Source organism: Nitrococcus mobilis Nb-231, from assembly GCF_000153205.1.
In the GTDB taxonomy this organism is placed as follows: Bacteria; Pseudomonadota; Gammaproteobacteria; order Nitrococcales; family Nitrococcaceae; genus Nitrococcus; species Nitrococcus mobilis.
In genome coordinates this window covers 558,445-574,018 of the sequence record NZ_CH672427.1, presented here as the reverse complement: position 1 = coordinate 574,018, position 15,574 = coordinate 558,445, and the positions used below count along the sequence as shown (strand labels likewise).

Here is a 15,574-nt window from a genome sequence, read left to right as displayed (position 1 = left end):
GCATGAAATTGCGCTGGAGTTTTCGCTGCTATCCAACGTCTGAGCAAGAACGAATCCTTGCGCGAACGTTCGGCTGTGCGCGGTTTGTGTACAACCGTTTCCTTGCTGAGCGCACAGCGGCGTTCCAGCGTGGCGATCGCATGAACTACAACCAGTCCAGCGCTGGCCTGAGTAGACTCAAGCGTGACCCCGATTACCTTTGGTTGAATGAAGTCTCCAGCGTTCCGACGCAGCAAGCGCTGCGGCACCTGCAAACCGCGTTCCGCAACTTTTTCGATAAGCGAGCGGGCTACCCATCGTTCAAAAAGAAAGAGGGTCGGCAGACGGCGGAATACACGCGCTCGGCTTTTAAGTTCGAGGTCGGCAATCAGCGCCTGATAATTGCCAAATTGGGCCGGCTTAAGGTGAAGTGGTCTAAACACGTTCCGGTGAACCCTACGAGCGCTACCCTGATTCGCATGCCCTCGGGTCGGTACTTCGTCTCGCTCGTGGTGGACGTGCAGCCCGCGCCGTTGCCGCAAACAGGGGAATCCGTCGGTGTCGATTTCGGCATCAGCCGGCTTGCTACGCTCTCTAATGGAGATCGCGTCGCCAACCCGAAGTACCTGAACCGCTATCGACGCCGCATGGCGCGCATTCAGAAAGACTTGGCGCGTAAGCAAAAAGGCAGCAACCGACGGTGGCGCTGTAAGAGAAAGCTCGCGCGCCTGCACGAGAAAGTTACCAATTTTCGCAAGGACACCATCAACAAGCTGGCGTGGAGCCTTGTTACCCGTTTCGACACGATCGCAGTCGAAGACCTGAACCTGCGCGGCATGGTCAAAAACCACAGCCTTGCCCGCAGCCTGAGTGATGCCGCTATCGGTAGCGCTATTCGGGCCATCGAAGCCAAAGCGGCAATGCACGACAAGACCGTGGTCAAGATCGACCGATGGTTTCCGAGCAGCAAGCTGTGCTCGGCGTGCGGCTGCTTGCAATCCTCGATGCCATTGTCCGTCCGGCAATGGACGTGCGAATGCGGCGCCTCCCATGACCGGGACGAGAACGCAGCGCGCAACATTTTGGCCGTGGGGCACACGGCTACAGCGCATGGAGACGGTGTAAGCCCGCACTGAGCTTAGGCTCTTTTCGGCAACTGTCTGCGAAGTGCGAACCATCTCAAGTGCCTCTGGCTTGGGAATCCCCGTCCTTTAGGGCGGGGAGGATGTCAAGATCACTCCTCACCGAGGTCCCCTATCAGGGCGAGAAACTGGGAAATGTATACGGGCTTAATCGGACGTTTGAATGGAACGGTGACGGCCACGTCGGAATCCGGATGGAGGAACACGAAGTGGCTGCCGCCAGTCTTGCGGACCCGAATGCCATAATGACTCGCTACCGCCTCCAATGACTCCATTCGCCAATCTCTTGGATTGGCGCGCATCCGTTCGACCGTCTTCACAGCCCTACTTATAATAAAATGATATTGTATGTGGTATCACTGAGCAAGGTACTCGGTACTAGAGGATAGAAGTGGCTTGGAAGGCGAACTTCTTGATTGCCCTGCTGTTCGTGGCTACATTGCTTCAATAAGTGGCTACAGGAGCTATCGGTGGAAGTATCAGTTCGGGAATTGAAGAACCGCTTGTCCGAATACCTGCGGCGGACGCAGGCCGGAGAGGAGATTACAATCGCTTCACGCGGACGCCCAGTCGCGCGGCTGTTGCCCCCGCGCCCCGCAACGCGCCCGACGGACGATGAGGCGCTGGCTCGATTGATGGCTTTGCCCGGGATTCGGCCCGGCAACGGGCAAAAAGTCCGAGGGGCCGACCAGCCGGCGTCTGTACCGGCAGGCACCACGGAGGAAGTCGTCAATTGGGTACGCGGTGAATGATCGTTTACCTCGACACCTCCGCCTTTTTGAAACTCTATCTGGAAGAAGAAGGTTCGAAAGCCACTCGACAGCTCGTCGACGCAGCTGTCGCAGTCTGCACGCATGTCATCACTTATGCCGAAATGTGCGCCGCCTTCGCGCAGGCGGTACGTATGCAGCGTCTGACGGACGCTGAGTGGACTCATCAAAAGGATTGCTTTGAGGCAGACTGGAATGCGCTACAAGTTCTGTTTATCGACGAGCCACTGGTTCGGCGCGCCGGTAAACTCGCTGAAGGTTTTAGACTGCGCGGCTTCGACAGCGTACACCTAGCCGCCGCTGAAAGGGTCTGGCGGCAGGCGCCCGACAACTTTCAGCTAGCCGCCTTCGATGTTCGGCTCGTCAGCGCTGCCTGCACGCTGGGGATGACGGGACTCGAACAAAGATGATCCACAAGCGGCTAAGGCAGCTCGTTGTAAGGGCGTGGATTTGTGCTGACTGTGGTGAGTCGCACGATCGGGATGGAAACGCAGCCCGGAATATCCTCGCCCGAGCCAAGGTGCTGGCTCCCGTGCGCGGGAACGAGTCTCCGGCCTCGCCGGTTCCGTCGAGCAGCGCACCTGGCGCTCGCGAGACAGGGACAAAAACGACGAGGACGACGGCATGAGCACCGGGAAGTGAGACGTTGGCAACGGATGGCGATGGCAATTTACGCTAGGGTCCGAGTGAAGAAGGCTCTGGGTGACAGGTGACAGGTGACAGGTGACAGGTGACAGGTGACAGGTGACAGGTGACAGGTGACAGGTGACAGGTGACAGGTGACAGGTGACAGGTGACAGGTGACAGGTGACAGGTGACAGGTGACAGGTGACAGGTGACAGGTGACAGGTGACAGGTGACAGGTGACAGGTGACAGGTGACGGGGTGACAGGTGACAGGTGGCAGGTATTTCGTCACTCGTCACTCCCTCACTGTTGTCACTCGTCGGTGGTCATGCCGTCTTTCAATCAAGCGGCGTATCTTCAAGAAGCTGCGTGCAGTGTATTGAAGCAAAGTGGAAACGGTACCGAACTGGTGGTCGTGGATGGAGGTTCTACGGACGGTAGTTTGGGTGTTCTTGCGGATCTCACGCAGGCGTTCCCAGGCCGCCTACGCTGGTACTCGGCTCCGGATGGTGGGCCGGCTGAGGCGATCAACCGCGCGGTGGGGTTGGCCCGCGGCAAGATCATCGGGTGGCTGAACTCGGATGACGTCTACGCGCGCGGCGCCATCAGGCGTGCGCTTCGGTATCTGCAGAAGTACCCTGACCAGGTGATGGTGTATGGCCACGGCCGGCATATTAACGGCGTGGGCAAGGTGGTTGGTAATTATCCGAGCCTGCCGCCGGCGGGGGGTATTGACGCATTTGTTGATGGCTGCTTTATCTGTCAGCCAACGGCGTTCTTTCGCCGCGAAGTGTTCGAGGAGCTGGGCGGGCTCGACACCCGCCTCGAGGCATCCTTTGACTTCGATCTGTGGCTGCGCCTGTTCAAGCGCTTTCCAGGGCGGATCGGTTTTATTCGCAAGGTGCAGGCCTATTCACGCCTGCATGAGCAGTGCATTACCCGGCGCTTGCGTGAGCGGGTTGCGTTAGAGGGGTTGGCGGTGACCGCGCGCCATTTTGGTACGGCGCCGGTGCATTGGATGCTCACGCACTTCGAGGAAGTATTGGCCGCGCATCCTTTCCATGCTGCGCCGCTCGATCTGGCTGCCGAGCTGCGGCGGTTGGCACAGCTTGCAAAAACCTATGTAGCCGCCGATCAGCATGCGGTGTTATTGGAGCGAGTTCGCTCCGACCGGCGGCTTGCGCTGGCGGCTCGCGACGTGATGGTCGACGTGCATCCAGACGGGTGGGCCGGGCCGCGTCTGGATGTTCGTTTTCAGCAGTCCGACCATTCAGTCCGCGCTGTCATTCTGTACTGTCGGCATGCCTCGCCTGCCAAGCGACCGTTGCGGCTTACGATTATCTCGCCCGGGGAGGCGCCGAGAATTCAGGAGGTGCCGGAGAAGGCGGAGTTCGAGATTCGCCTGCCGGTGAACGCGGCACAGGAGGGTGCGCGGATGATCTTTCGAATCGGTACCGACGGTTGGTTTGTGCCTTCAAGACACACGAAGACCTCGATGGATAATCGCCGGCTCGCGTTCTTGGTCGACCGCTGCAGGCTGTTGTAACGATGCGGGCTACGATGCTTACTAAGTCCAAGACGGTGCTCAGCTATTTGGCCCGAAAGAAGCGCGCCCGCTTCAAACGCTGCATTCTACACATCGGCACGGAGAAGACCGGGACGTCGACGATCCAACGGTTTTTGGTGTCGAACCGTGATGCGCTAGCGGCTGAGGGGGTGCTTTACCCCACTTGCGGCGGTGGCGAAAGCGGTGGGAGCCAGTGGGGATTTGCCGCCTCGGTGTGCCGCGCGGCGTGGAAGCTGGATTTAGGCCGATTTCTGAATATCCGCTCGGCGGAGGATCAAGCCGGCTACCGAGCCGCTCTGATCAATAGCCTCGGTTGGGAGTTCGAGGCATTGGCGGAGCGCGAGATTCTGGTTATCTCCTCCGAGCATTTTCAAAGCCGCTTGCGCCACATTGATGAGATTGCAGCGCTGAAGGATTTTCTGGCGCACTGGGTCGTTGAGTTTCAAGTGGTGCTCTATCTGCGGCGGCAGGACCGTGTCGCGATGAGTCTGTACTCGACCAAGGTGAAATCGGGAAACCCAAAGCCCGGCGTCTTCGATGCGATCAAGGCGGGGCCGCTGCCGTACTACTTCGATTACGAGGCAATCTATCGGCAGTGGGCGGAGGTGTTTGGCGCCGGGGCGGTTGCTGTTCGGCTCTTCGATCGAGCGGAGTGGGCCCATGGTGACCTGGTCCAGGATTTTGCGGCTGCGGGCGGAATCGTGCTCGCTGGTAAGGAGATCCCTGAATCCGAGAATGAATCATTGAGTCAGGAGGGGGTGGACTTTCTATTGGAGGTCAACAAGCAACTGCCGCATACGGCGAAGGGCGGCTCGGATGCGTTGCGCCAGAAGATTGCCCACCGCGTCAGTCTGCTGTGTAAAGGCCGGCCGACGGGTGTGTCGCGCGCGCAGGCGCAGGCCTTCTACGGGCATTTCCTCGAATCCAACGAGCGGCTCAGGAAAGCGGCCTTCCCTGACCGCGACCGGCCCTTATTCGACGAGTGCTTTGACGACTACCCCGAGCAGGCGACAAAGACCGAACCGCGGTATGAGGATGCGGTGCGTATGGCGATTCGGCTGATGGAGACGCTCTGAGCGAATGAATGGTGCCTCTATGGAAGCGCTGATGTATCCGGAGGCGCCCTTCGACAAGCTCAGGGCGAACGGCCATTTGTGTTGCGCTCGTCCCTTGCGTCCGTTTGTGTTGAGCTTGTCGAAGCGCGGTTTGAGCAGCCCGTAAGGCGGATTAGCCAAGCGTAACCCGCCATTTTTATCGCGTGAGCGTGGCGGGTTACGCCGTGGGCTAACCCGCCCTACAAGGGGGCTGGCAACGCGGCTAGGGGACTGGCTCAGCGCAGGCGGACGCCAGGCCTTCAAGGTGCTCGGGCCAGCGGTGCGGGGTGTAGGTGACGGTGTTCGTGGTGTGCGCCGAGGCCATGGTGCGGATGGCCTCCCGCCATGCGGCGCTGTCAAGTGGATCGAGTAATATGGCGGCTCCTTGCGAGCACTCGCGCAGTGCCGGAATATCGGAGCAGAGCACTGGCGTACCCAGGGTGAGCGCCTCGGCAACCGGAATGCCCCAGCCCTCTTCGAAGCTCGGTAATAGCAGTGCCTTTGCGTTCTGCAGCAGGGTAATCAGGTCGGTATCGTTCAGGTCGGTCAGCTCGACTACGTATTGGCGGATCGCTGGTGAGCGGTCGAGCAGGTCGAGGATGTTCTCGTTTTCCCAGCCACGCCGGCCGACGATGACGAGGAGTGGGCAATCGTGGCCGAGTTCCGCGGCTAGCTGGCGCCAGATGTGCAGCAGCAGCAAGTGGTTTTTGCGCGGTTCGATGGTGCCGACGGTAATGAAATACGGCGGGTAAACGCGCGGCGCGAGCGCTTCTGGTATCCGGTTCTTGGGCTGCCGGCGCGCCATGATGAAGTGCTCTTCGATTCCAATTGGCAGGACGCGCACCTCGGGTATGGGCAGGCCTTGCTCCGTGCAATAGTCCTTGAAGCGGCGCTGCGTGTACTCGGAGTTGGTAAAAATAGTCGCACCGGTTTTCGCCATCGTCACCATCCGTTGCCGATGTGTCTCAGTGCCGGCGAGGCTGCGGGCGTATTCTGGATAGTCGATGGGAATCAGGTCGTGTAGGTAGAAGACAAGCTGTGCCCCGAGCTCGTCAATCAGGCGTTGATGCAAATGGAGGTGGTGAACGCCGACTTGGCCGCTGTTGAGGTAGATCGGCGACGGATTGCCCTGTAGCCATTGTTTTATGCTTGACGAAATCAGCGTGTCGATACGGCGCCGAAATTTCATGTTTGTCCAGCGTGCGAAGCGCCTTGCCAGCCGCGGCGTCGGCAGGGGCGGTCGCGGGTGGCTCAAGACCCAGCGCTCCCATAAATTATCGATCAGTCGGCGCGCCTCATCAAACGGCACTAGGCTTAATACATCCTTCTGCTGGTGAACGAATGCGACTGCGACCCGGTTCGAGCGCTCGAGCACGAACCTCGCGTGGCGCAAATCGACCCGATCAACACCCGTCGGCGTGCGGCTGCTCTGGCGTGAGGCGAGACGGGTGAGATTAAAGATCAGCGGCCGGCGATCGTTCGGCATGGCATGGTGCGGTTTTGGCATCTGTGGCGAAGTGGCTCGGGGTTTCTTCTAGGTGCCGGCAAGACTCGAAAAATAACTTGACATCCTCCCCGCCCTAAAGGACGGGGATTCCCTCGGAGGGCCGAGGGGCGGTTGACGCTTCACGGCAAGTTGCTACAAGGAACCGAGGTTCAATGCAGGCTTACACTCGCTCCACGTCCTGTGACCGCCTGCCCGACGGCCAAAATATTACGTGCGGCGTTTTCGTCGCGGTCATGGGCTGCGCCACAGTCGCACGCCCAACGCCGAATCGACAAGGGCATCGAGGAGCGCAGACAACCGCACGCCGAGCACATTTTGCTACTCGGGAACCAGCGATCGATCTTGACCAGGGATTTCCCGTGCATCGCGGCCTTGGTTTCAATAGTCCGTATCGCTTGACCGATGCCGGCGTCGCTCAAGCTGCGGGCCAGGCTGTGGTTTTTGACCATACCCCGCAGATTCAAGTCTTCAACGTAAATCGTATCGAAGCGCGTTACCAAGGACCACGCGAGCTTCTTCGCCGTATCACTACGCGAATTGGCGATCTTGTCATGGACTCGCGCGACACGCTGCTTTTGCCGCCTATAACGGTTCGATCCCTTCGTCTTGCGCGCCAGCGCTTGTTGCTGACGTTTGAGTTGCCGCTGATAGCGGTACGAATACTTCGGGTTGGCGACACGCTCGCCATTGGACAGCGTAGCAAGACGGCTGATGCCAAAGTCGATGCCGACCGACTCGCCGGTTACGGGCAGAGGCGCGGGCTGTACGTCAATCACCAGCGAGACAAAGTAGCGACCGGAAGGCTTGCGGATCAGCGTGACAGTCGTCGGATCGACCGGCACACGCCTCGACCACTTAACTTTGATCCGCCCCAACTTGGCGAGTACAAGCCGCTGATTGCCGATCTCGAACTTGAAAGCCGAGCGCGTGTATTCCGCAGATTGCTTGCCGTCCTTGCGCCTAAAGGACGGATAGCCCGTACGCTTATCGAAGAAGTTGCAAAACGCAGCTTGCAAATGCCGCAGCGCCTGCTGTGTCGGCACGCTGGAGACTTCGTTCAACCAAAGGTAGTCCGGGTCGCGCTTGAGTTTGCTCAACGCCGCACTGGATTGGCTATACCCCATGCGCTCGCCGCGCCGAAACGCCGCCGTGCGCTCGGCAAGAAATCGGTTGTAGACGAAGCGCGCGCATCCGAACGTCCGCACAAGAGTTTGCTCTTGCTCGCAAGTCGGATAGCAGCGGAACGTCCAGCGCTGTTTCACGCTTACGTTTTACCACCTGCTTATGTAAACACAAAACGGAGGCGCGCTTTCCTCCCCGCCCTAAACGGCAGGGTTTCCAGCGCGGATACACGATGAGCCGGAGGTTGCAGATAATATATCCGCACAAGATTCTGAATTGTGATCTGCTGCCCGCCGCAAGGTACGCTCCTAGCCTATTATCCAAGAGACTGGCTGATCTTCCAGCTAGTGCAAACGGGTGTCACGCGATGAAAATCATCATCGGCACTCGCTAAAGATTAACAATAGAGAATCTCGAAAAACCGTGTCTTCGCCTTGCCGAAGGGCTCTGGATAGATCGCGTTTCGCATGGGCTGGGATCCATTCTCCTTTTGAAACAGGAAGATGGATTCCGGTCTACGCCGGAATGACGGAATTGTGGGGTTATTTGAGATTCCTAGTAACAATGGCGCTGGATGGTGCTGGATAGCGCTGTTGGTCGCGGGCACGGGAGGGCCTCAGCAAGGAATGTGCAGTACCCATCGGAGGGGTTTTGGCCGGGGCGAAGATGCAAGTGGGCTTCGGGTCGGCGTTTTCTCGCGTGGCATTCGGCGTATTCCGCATATTAAGGCTCTGCTGAGAGCCCGGGCTGTCATTCTCAATCCCGGTGCCGGCGATGCCGCAACGCTCGACGCAGTTGCCGGCTGGGGGCGCAGGCGATTGGCGGTGCGGGCGGAACGATATGCGGCAAGCCACGGTCTTCCGCTGCTGAGGTTGGAAGACGGATTTCTGCGCTCGCTCGGTCTGGCGGTGAAAGGCGCGCGGCCCCTGTCTCTGATCGTCGATGATCTCGGGATCTACTACGACACGACGCGACCCTCGCGCCTCACTGAGCTTCTCAACGGGCCGCCGCCAGATCATCCCGATCCGCTGCAGGATCCGGCATTGCTGGACCGGGCGGCCTACTGCATGCGCCGTATCGCCGAGGCGAAGCTCTCCAAGTACAACCACGCGCCGGATGCGCCCGAGCGCCTCGGCCGAACCTCGCTGCGGAAGCAGGTGCTGGTCGTGGATCAGACTGCGGGCGATCGGTCGGTAACGAGCGGGCAAGCAGACGCCGCCACCTTTGCGCGGATGCTCGCGGCGGCGATTCACGAGAATCCGCACGCCGAGATTCTGGTCAAGACCCACCCAGATGTGCTCGCCGGCAAGCGCCGCGGCTACCTGGACGATGTCCCGGAGCATCCGCGGGTGACCCTGCTACGCCAGGATATGAATGCGCGCTCGCTGCTCGATCGGGTCGACCGTGTCTACACCGTAACTTCGCAGCTCGGGCTGGAGGCCGTGGTCGCCGGCAAGCCGGTGACGGTTTTTGGCGTCCCTTGCTATTCCGGCTGGGGGCTGACCGACGACCGTGCGCCGACGCCGCATGCACGGCGCCCGCGCTCAGTCGCGGAGTTGTTCGCTGCGGCCTATCTGCTCTATCCACGTTATCTGGACCCCGTCACGGGCGAGCTTTGCGCCGCTGAAACGGTGATCGATCACTTGGCGCTGCAAAGACACTGGTTTTCGCGCAATTCCGGGCGGCTGTTTTGTGTCGGCTTTCGGCGCTGGAAGCGGTCGTTTGTCCGCATCTTTCTGGCGAGTCCAGGCAATAAAATCCATTTCGTGCGCTCGGCGGTGCAGGCGCGCGGGCATGGTTTTGATCGTGGGAGTCGGCTTATTGTCTGGGGGCACCGGGAAGGGGATGACATACGTGCGCTCGCCGAGGAGGCCGGGGTGCCAATAGAGCGTATGGAGGATGGTTTTATCCGCTCGCTCGGGCTGGGGTCCGATATGACCGCGCCGCTTTCGCTGGTGCTCGATCGGAGCGGCCTCTACTACGACCCGACGGGTGCGAGCGATCTGGAGCACATTCTGGCGACGGCCGAGTGTGGGGAGGATCTGCGCCGGCGGGCACGGGCGCTGCGCGAGCGGCTGATTGCGCTCGGGATCAGTAAGTACAATTTCTCTGATCAGGGCCGTGTGTCTCTGCCCTTGAACAAAGGGAAAACGGTGATATTGGTGCCCGGGCAGGTCGAGGACGATACCTCGGTGCGGCTCGGCTGCCCGGGACTACGGACCAACCGGTGCTTGCTGGAGGCGGTCCGCGCGGCGCGACCGGAGGCATACATCCTCTACAAACCGCATCCGGAAGTACTCAGTGGCAACCGGAGAGGATGCGTGGCGCAGGCCCCGGGTGAACGGCTCTGGGATGAGCTGGTAACGAATGTATCGGTCGCCAGTTGCCTTGCGGCGGTAGATGAAGTGCACACACTCACGTCGCTGGTAGGCTTCGAAGCTCTGCTGCGGGGGAGGCGCGTGGTCACCTATGGCCGGCCGTTCTATTCGGGCTGGGGGTTGACGGAAGATGTGTTTCCGCTCGCGAGACGGCGGAGCCATCGGCGTTTGATGCTCGATGAGCTCGTTGCTGGAGCGCTGATTCTCTATCCGCGTTACATCGATCCAATTACCGAGACGTTTACCACGCCCGAAGTCGCCCTGGAGCGGTTGGCGGCGACTCTGAATAACAAGAGTGGAACACGGCGGCTGAGCCAGCCTTGGGTGGTGCGGCAGTTGCACAAGCTGGGACGTAGGATTGCGGGGGTAAATTATGCCGGGCAGGGTGCTGCTGCTACAGGGGCCCGTAGGGCCTTTCTTCAGCTTGCTCGCAGAGGAGCTGAAATCGGAAGGGCATGAAGTCTTCAAAATCCACTTCAATGGCGGGGATGAGGTCTGCTACACGCAGAGCGGCGCCCATCGGTATTGCGGTGACCTGGCTGGATGGCCGGTATTCTTACGGGCATTTCTAGCGCGGCACAAAATCGATCGGATCTTCCTGTTCGGTGATTGTCGGTCCTATCACCTGCGGGCGACGAAAGTCGCGCGGGAGATGGGGGTGGCGGTATTCGTGTTCGAGGAGGGCTATATTCGTCCGGATTACGTTACTTTGGAGCCCGGCGGAGTCAACGGCCATTCTGCGTTATCACGTGAACCGGATGACTACACAGCTCAGAGGCCGGTGAAGCCGGCTGACCCGCAGCCCGCGGGTGGCGTTTTCTGGCGCATCGCCGGCTATGCTACGCGCTACTATCTGGCTGGGTGGTGGCGGCGCCGAGCGTTTCCTCATTATGAGCACCATCGGCCGCTGACCCCTTTCCGCGAGGGGCTGTGTTGGCTGCGCTCAGGACTGCGAAAGCTCTATTATTTGTGTGCCGACTATCCGCTTGTCCGGCGTCTCGGCAAGCGCCAGCAGGGCAAGTACTATCTGGTCCCCTTGCAAGTGCACTGCGATAAGCAGATTACGCACCATTCCCGCTATGCCTCGATCGAGGATTTCATTGCCGAGGTCATCGGCTCGTTCGCGAAGCACGCGCCGGCGGATACCGAATTGGTTTTCAGGCACCATCCCATGGACCGCGCCTATCACGACTACGGCAGGCTGATTGCACGTCTGGCGGTACGGTATCGGGTACGCGGGCGAGTGGGCTACCTGCACGAGGGGCATCTGCCTGCGCTGCTACACGGCGCGCGTGGCACGGTCACGATTAACAGCACCGTTGGCCTATCTTCGATTTATCATCAAACGCCGGTGAAGCTGATGGGGTCTGCCGTCTACGATATGCCTGGGCTGACCTGCCCAAAGCCGCTCGATGCCTTTTGGCTGGCACCCGGAGAGGTGGACTCTCGGCTGTATAGCCGCTTCCGGCAGTACTTGGTTGCCAATGTGCTCGGTAACGGCAGTTTTTACCGGCGGGTACGGGCTGACAGGGGAGCGACCGGCATCGAGTGGCCGTTGGGCAGTCTCTCTGCTGCGAGCGATCCCGCTCGGGCGGGGGTGCTGCCGATTGTCGCGCGGGTACGCGAGGAGGTCGCTGTGGAGGCTAATACCGCATCTCTACCGGTCCCATCGCCCGCGACGGGACGAAGTGACGCGGCGACCCCGGAGATCGACTCGTGCGATGTGCGGGAGGCAGGGGAACCGGCTTCGGGATCTTTCCAATGTGCTTACTAAGGAATGCGTTGAAAGAGCCACGCCAGGAATGGCGTTCGTTGCTGATCCCAAAGCGCTTGAGCGTAGTCTGCCACGCGGCGTAATCCTCGATCGCACTCGGCTCGAGCGCTGCGAGCTTCGCCAACGGCGCCTGTGGCAGCCCTTGGGCGAGCATGTAGGTGCCCGGGCTTGCCGTGCTCGAGGTGCTGGTGCATCTGGAGTTGGATGCTGACGAGATCCCGGCCGATTACGTTCTCGTGGCGATTGATCTACCAGACCCAGTGTTGGTATTGCCCTCAGACACGGTGCGCGATCTCTCCGATGAAACGCAGACTCGGGCCTTCGGCAATCAGTGGCTCGTCGACTGCAGTTCCTTCGCTATTGAAGTGCCGTCGGTCACCGTGCCGTTCGGTTGCAACGTGCTGGTCGACCCCCAGCATCCGGACATTGCGCGGGTACCGACGCCGGCGGCTCATCCGCTTGACTGGAACCGGCGACTGTTCCGAAGGGACGGCTGAGAGCCCACCGGCGAGTCGAACGACCGAGGCGGTCGCAGATGAATATCCATTATCGACCACAAAACCCAGCGCTCACCGGATTTTTTTCAGTAACATAATTTGGACCGCCGGGACAAGGGCATACCGGCGCTTGCTGCAGGGGTTTCTTTCTACTAGGCTGCCACTCACCATGGATCGTTATCGCTTACAGAGCTGGGCGTTTGTGCTGGTGTTTGCTATTGCTTGGGCAGGAGTCGCAGGGGCAATGGATTTGCACGGCTTGTCCGTAACCTCTGCAGATGTCGCTCATTTGACAAAAGCCAAAGCTGACTCACGCGGGGAGCAGCATGGCGCTACCGAACAGCCGGCACAACCGGCCTTCTATCATTGCGACCACTGCCAAGCGCATTTCCTGGGTACCTTGACGACGCAGCAATCACAGCCGTTACTAATCCGCCACTCGGTCACCGGAACCCGCCCGGTCGCGCCCACCGAGGTCGATCTCAGCCCCCCGGAAACCCCTCCCAAAGCCTAAGTCCTAAGCATCGATTGGGCTGACGACCGGCCGTTCTCCGGCCGGTTGCGTTTGTTCTCAAGCACGCTCAAGGACTCAGAGCCATGCTCAAGCTATATCGACGGGCGGCAGTGAGCGCTGTTTGCCTCGCCACCGCTTTGTTACTCGGGTCGCAGGCCTTCGCCAGCGAGCCGAAGCGAGCCTCGTTGCCCCAGCCGCTCACCCTGGCGCAGGCGGTTACTCAGGCGCTGCAGTACAACTACGGCATTCAAGCGGCCGCCGCACGGGTACGCGAGCGCTCCGGTGAGGCTGTGCATGCGGGACGGATCGTGCCGAGTAATCCGATGCTGAGGGTGCTCGCCGGCCGACGGGATGCGCCGGATGATATCAGCGTCGACATCGGCATCCGCGTTGCCCAGGAGCTGTGGACCGGCGGTAAGCGCACGTTGCAACTCGGAGCTGCCACGGCGCGTACCGAAGCTGCCCGAGGCGAGCTCGACTTCCTGCGTACCAGCATCGCCGCTCGAACCCGCCGAGCCTTCCTGCGGGCGCTGCTTGCCCAGGAGGCGCTGCGCACGGCGCAGCGCTTGGTCGAGCTGACCCGGGCCGTGCAAAACTACGCCCGGCGGCGACAGAAAGCCGGAGAAGCCACCGAGCTGGAGGTCAACATCACCGCCATCGGTGTCGGACGGGCCCGGGCCGAGCGGGCCCAAGCCCGCCGCGATCGGGTTCGCGCCCGGTTGGCATTGGCGAGCCTTTTAGCGATCGATCCGGCGCGGAAGATCGAGCTGAGTGGTCGGTTGCACCCGACTGAGCTGCACCTGCCCAAACGAGCTGTGCTTGTGCAACGTTCGCTGCAACGGCGCCAAGATCTGGCCGCCGCCGCTCAAGCGGTGTTCTCCGCTCGCAAGGAGTTGCGCCTGGCGGAGCGCCAGCTCATTCCCAATCTGACCGTAATGGGCTTCTACCGGCGGGAAGAATCCACTGATGAGATCGCCGGGGTCGGTGTGTCCATGCCGTTGCCGCTGCTGCATCGCTACCGCGGCGAGCAGCAGGCCGCCGGCGCGCGGCTGCAGGCAGCCCAGATCGCACAAAATGCACTGCAGCTCAGAGTGCGCCGAGAGGTGCTTCAAGCCATCGCCGATTACCGGGCAGCCCGTACGCGGGTCGCGGTGCTCAGCGGGCAAATGCTGGGGGCGGCGGAGGAGAATCTGCGCTTGACCCGCATTGCCTTCCAGGCAGGAAAGCTGGGTGCACCGGCCATTACCGCGGCCGAGGACAACCTGCTCAACGTGCGCCGCACCTATCTCGATGCCCTCGATGAGCTGATCACTGCCGGCACCGCATTGGAGCGTGCCACCGGTGGCTTGATCCATATGGCGCAGCGCGCCAAATCGAACAACGTGGGGAGCAAGTGATGAGAATCGGAGCCCTGTTTTCATTGGCACTGCTCACCGCCTTGCCGAGTACTGGTTTTTATGCTTTGGCAACCGATGGGTCGGGTCAGCAAGAGCCGCGGCAACAGCTGTCTAAGCCCGCAGCGGCAGAAGCACACAGCGAAGTGCATCTGACCGACGCCCAGCGCCAGCACCTGCAATTGCGTGTGGCGCGCGCCGGACGCGGGCGCGCCGAGGCGCTGACCCGGCTGCCGGCCAGCATCGCCTTCGACGCTGATCGGGTCGCAAAAATCGGCCCTCGGATGCGGGCTAAGGTGATACGCGTCATCAAGGATCTGGGTGAAAAAGTTGCCGTCGGTGAGGCCGTTGCGCTCATGGACAGCGTAGCGCTGGGCAAGGCCAAGGCCCGTTACCTCACGACCCGAGCGCGCTTGGAAACCGAGCGGGCCAACTATGTCCGCGAGAAGAAGTTGGCGGCGCAGAAGATCACGAGCGAGGCAACGCTGCTCGAGGCCAAAGCGCGCTATGGCGAGGCGCAGGCGGCGCTTAATGCGGCTACCGAGGAGCTGCGTCTGCACGGCCTGTCGCGCAAGGCCATCCAGGCGATCGCGGCGGGCGGTAAAACGCCGCTTTCAAGACATATGCTGACGAGCCCTATAGCCGGCGTGGTGCAGCAGCGCGGCCTGACCCCGGGCCAGACCATCGGAGCGGATGAAACACCGATCCACGTAGTCGATACGCGTGAAATGTGGGTCATGATCGAGGCTTACGAGCGCAACATCCCAATGCTCGCGGTGGGCCAGAGCGCGCGGATAACACTACGCGCCTTGCCGGAGCGACGCTTCGAGGGCCGCATCGACTGGATCTCGCGGGCACTGGACTCCGATTCGCGGACCCTGCGGGTGCGGGCGGTGCTGGACAACCCGGATGGGCAGCTGCGCGCCGGGATGTTCGGCACGGCAGCGATCCGTACGCGGGGTATTGGACAAGCCGCCCTGGTGCCGATCGATGCCGTGCAGACCGTCAACGGCCGGCCGGCGGTGTTCGTGCCGGGCGAGGAGGTCGGCGCCTTCCGTGCCGTATCCGTCGTGCTGGGCGAGGAATCCGACGGCCGCGTCGAGGTGGTCTCGGGGATCCAGCCGGGCGACCGCGTGGTGGTCGCCGGAGCGTTCGATCTGAAATCGGCCATGACCGCCAGCCGCCGCAGCGCGGCGCACGGTCATTGAGG

The 15,574-nt window shown here is 61.1% G+C and carries 15 protein-coding genes; 12 read left to right on the top strand and 3 right to left on the bottom strand.

Annotation, left to right across the window (positions count from 1 at the left end; all coding sequences use genetic code 11):
• The first annotated feature begins 2 nt into the window (after nt 1-2).
• Complete coding sequence (locus NB231_RS02660) at nt 3-1,115, top strand: RNA-guided endonuclease InsQ/TnpB family protein (RefSeq protein ID WP_004999530.1); 1,113 nt, start codon at nt 3-5, stop codon at nt 1,113-1,115.
• Nucleotides 1,116-1,213: 98 nt separating this feature from the next.
• Here the strand turns inward: NB231_RS02660 and NB231_RS02655 are convergent, their stop codons facing one another.
• The gene (locus tag NB231_RS02655) at nt 1,214-1,396 is read right to left on the bottom strand and encodes a type II toxin-antitoxin system HicA family toxin (RefSeq protein ID WP_004999529.1); all 183 of its coding nucleotides are present in this window, start codon (nt 1,394-1,396) and stop codon (nt 1,214-1,216) included.
• A gap of 195 nt (nt 1,397-1,591) precedes the next feature.
• Between NB231_RS02655 and NB231_RS02650 the strand changes: the two genes are divergently transcribed.
• The 5 genes from NB231_RS02650 to NB231_RS02635 all read left to right on the top strand — a co-directional run bounded on the left by NB231_RS02650 (nt 1,592) and on the right by NB231_RS02635 (nt 5,160).
• Nucleotides 1,592-1,873, top strand: a complete 282-nt coding sequence (locus NB231_RS02650) for a type II toxin-antitoxin system Phd/YefM family antitoxin (RefSeq protein WP_004999526.1) — start codon at nt 1,592-1,594, stop codon at nt 1,871-1,873.
• Nucleotides 1,870-2,301, top strand: coding sequence for a type II toxin-antitoxin system VapC family toxin (locus NB231_RS02645; RefSeq protein WP_004999523.1), 432 nt, complete (start codon nt 1,870-1,872; stop codon nt 2,299-2,301). Before NB231_RS02650 ends, NB231_RS02645 begins: the two co-directional genes overlap by 4 nt.
• Complete coding sequence (locus NB231_RS20215) at nt 2,298-2,519, top strand: zinc ribbon domain-containing protein (protein WP_084766208.1); 222 nt, start codon at nt 2,298-2,300, stop codon at nt 2,517-2,519. The genes NB231_RS02645 and NB231_RS20215 overlap by 4 nt, the downstream gene beginning before the upstream one ends.
• A gap of 326 nt (nt 2,520-2,845) precedes the next feature.
• Nucleotides 2,846-4,063: a glycosyltransferase family 2 protein gene (locus NB231_RS16590; RefSeq protein ID WP_004999516.1), complete on the top strand. Its 1,218-nt coding sequence runs from the start codon at nt 2,846-2,848 to the stop codon at nt 4,061-4,063.
• Nucleotides 4,064-4,077: 14 nt separating this feature from the next.
• Nucleotides 4,078-5,160 carry a hypothetical protein gene (locus NB231_RS02635; RefSeq protein ID WP_004999512.1) on the top strand — a complete coding sequence of 361 codons (1,083 nt, stop codon included), beginning with the start codon at nt 4,078-4,080 and terminating at the stop codon, nt 5,158-5,160.
• Between the two features lie 241 nt (nt 5,161-5,401).
• Here the strand turns inward: NB231_RS02635 and NB231_RS02630 are convergent, their stop codons facing one another.
• Together NB231_RS02630 and NB231_RS02625 are read right to left on the bottom strand one after the other, a co-directional pair.
• On the bottom strand, nt 5,402-6,664 hold the full coding sequence (locus tag NB231_RS02630) for a glycosyltransferase family 4 protein (protein WP_232210368.1): 1,263 nt from the start codon (nt 6,662-6,664) through the stop codon (nt 5,402-5,404).
• A gap of 170 nt (nt 6,665-6,834) precedes the next feature.
• The gene (locus tag NB231_RS02625) at nt 6,835-7,947 is read right to left on the bottom strand and encodes an RNA-guided endonuclease InsQ/TnpB family protein (protein WP_004999510.1); all 1,113 of its coding nucleotides are present in this window, start codon (nt 7,945-7,947) and stop codon (nt 6,835-6,837) included.
• A gap of 486 nt (nt 7,948-8,433) precedes the next feature.
• Here NB231_RS02625 and NB231_RS02620 point away from each other — a divergent pair, with 486 nt between their 5' ends.
• From NB231_RS02620 to NB231_RS02595, 6 genes are all read left to right on the top strand, one after another.
• Nucleotides 8,434-10,644, top strand: coding sequence for a capsular polysaccharide biosynthesis protein (locus NB231_RS02620; RefSeq protein ID WP_004999509.1), 2,211 nt, complete (start codon nt 8,434-8,436; stop codon nt 10,642-10,644).
• Nucleotides 10,559-11,959 carry a capsule biosynthesis protein gene (locus NB231_RS02615; RefSeq protein ID WP_004999508.1) on the top strand — a complete coding sequence of 467 codons (1,401 nt, stop codon included), beginning with the start codon at nt 10,559-10,561 and terminating at the stop codon, nt 11,957-11,959. The genes NB231_RS02620 and NB231_RS02615 overlap by 86 nt, the downstream gene beginning before the upstream one ends.
• A gap of 158 nt (nt 11,960-12,117) precedes the next feature.
• Nucleotides 12,118-12,456 carry an RES family NAD+ phosphorylase gene (locus NB231_RS02610; RefSeq protein ID WP_004999507.1) on the top strand — a complete coding sequence of 113 codons (339 nt, stop codon included), beginning with the start codon at nt 12,118-12,120 and terminating at the stop codon, nt 12,454-12,456.
• A gap of 169 nt (nt 12,457-12,625) precedes the next feature.
• On the top strand, nt 12,626-12,970 hold the full coding sequence (locus tag NB231_RS02605; RefSeq protein WP_004999506.1) for a DUF2946 family protein: 345 nt from the start codon (nt 12,626-12,628) through the stop codon (nt 12,968-12,970).
• A gap of 83 nt (nt 12,971-13,053) precedes the next feature.
• On the top strand, nt 13,054-14,367 hold the full coding sequence (locus NB231_RS02600) for a TolC family protein (protein WP_004999505.1): 1,314 nt from the start codon (nt 13,054-13,056) through the stop codon (nt 14,365-14,367).
• Nucleotides 14,367-15,572, top strand: coding sequence for an efflux RND transporter periplasmic adaptor subunit (locus NB231_RS02595; protein ID WP_004999504.1), 1,206 nt, complete (start codon nt 14,367-14,369; stop codon nt 15,570-15,572). Before NB231_RS02600 ends, NB231_RS02595 begins: the two co-directional genes overlap by 1 nt.
• Nucleotides 15,573-15,574: the final 2 nt, after the last annotated feature.

Coding starts and splice junctions, on each gene's coding strand:
- NB231_RS02660 (WP_004999530.1), top strand. CDS start 3: ATGAAATTGCGCTGGAGTTTTCGCTGCTATCCAACGTCTGAGCAAGAA.
- NB231_RS02655 (WP_004999529.1), bottom strand. CDS start 1,396: ATGGAGTCATTGGAGGCGGTAGCGAGTCATTATGGCATTCGGGTCCGC.
- NB231_RS02645 (WP_004999523.1), top strand. CDS start 1,870: ATGATCGTTTACCTCGACACCTCCGCCTTTTTGAAACTCTATCTGGAA.
- NB231_RS20215 (WP_084766208.1), top strand. CDS start 2,298: ATGATCCACAAGCGGCTAAGGCAGCTCGTTGTAAGGGCGTGGATTTGT.
- NB231_RS16590 (WP_004999516.1), top strand. CDS start 2,846: ATGCCGTCTTTCAATCAAGCGGCGTATCTTCAAGAAGCTGCGTGCAGT.
- NB231_RS02635 (WP_004999512.1), top strand. CDS start 4,078: ATGCTTACTAAGTCCAAGACGGTGCTCAGCTATTTGGCCCGAAAGAAG.
- NB231_RS02630 (WP_232210368.1), bottom strand. CDS start 6,664: ATGCCGAACGATCGCCGGCCGCTGATCTTTAATCTCACCCGTCTCGCC.
- NB231_RS02620 (WP_004999509.1), top strand. CDS start 8,434: ATGTGCAGTACCCATCGGAGGGGTTTTGGCCGGGGCGAAGATGCAAGT.
- NB231_RS02615 (WP_004999508.1), top strand. CDS start 10,559: ATGCCGGGCAGGGTGCTGCTGCTACAGGGGCCCGTAGGGCCTTTCTTC.
- NB231_RS02605 (WP_004999506.1), top strand. CDS start 12,626: ATGGATCGTTATCGCTTACAGAGCTGGGCGTTTGTGCTGGTGTTTGCT.
- NB231_RS02600 (WP_004999505.1), top strand. CDS start 13,054: ATGCTCAAGCTATATCGACGGGCGGCAGTGAGCGCTGTTTGCCTCGCC.
- NB231_RS02595 (WP_004999504.1), top strand. CDS start 14,367: ATGAGAATCGGAGCCCTGTTTTCATTGGCACTGCTCACCGCCTTGCCG.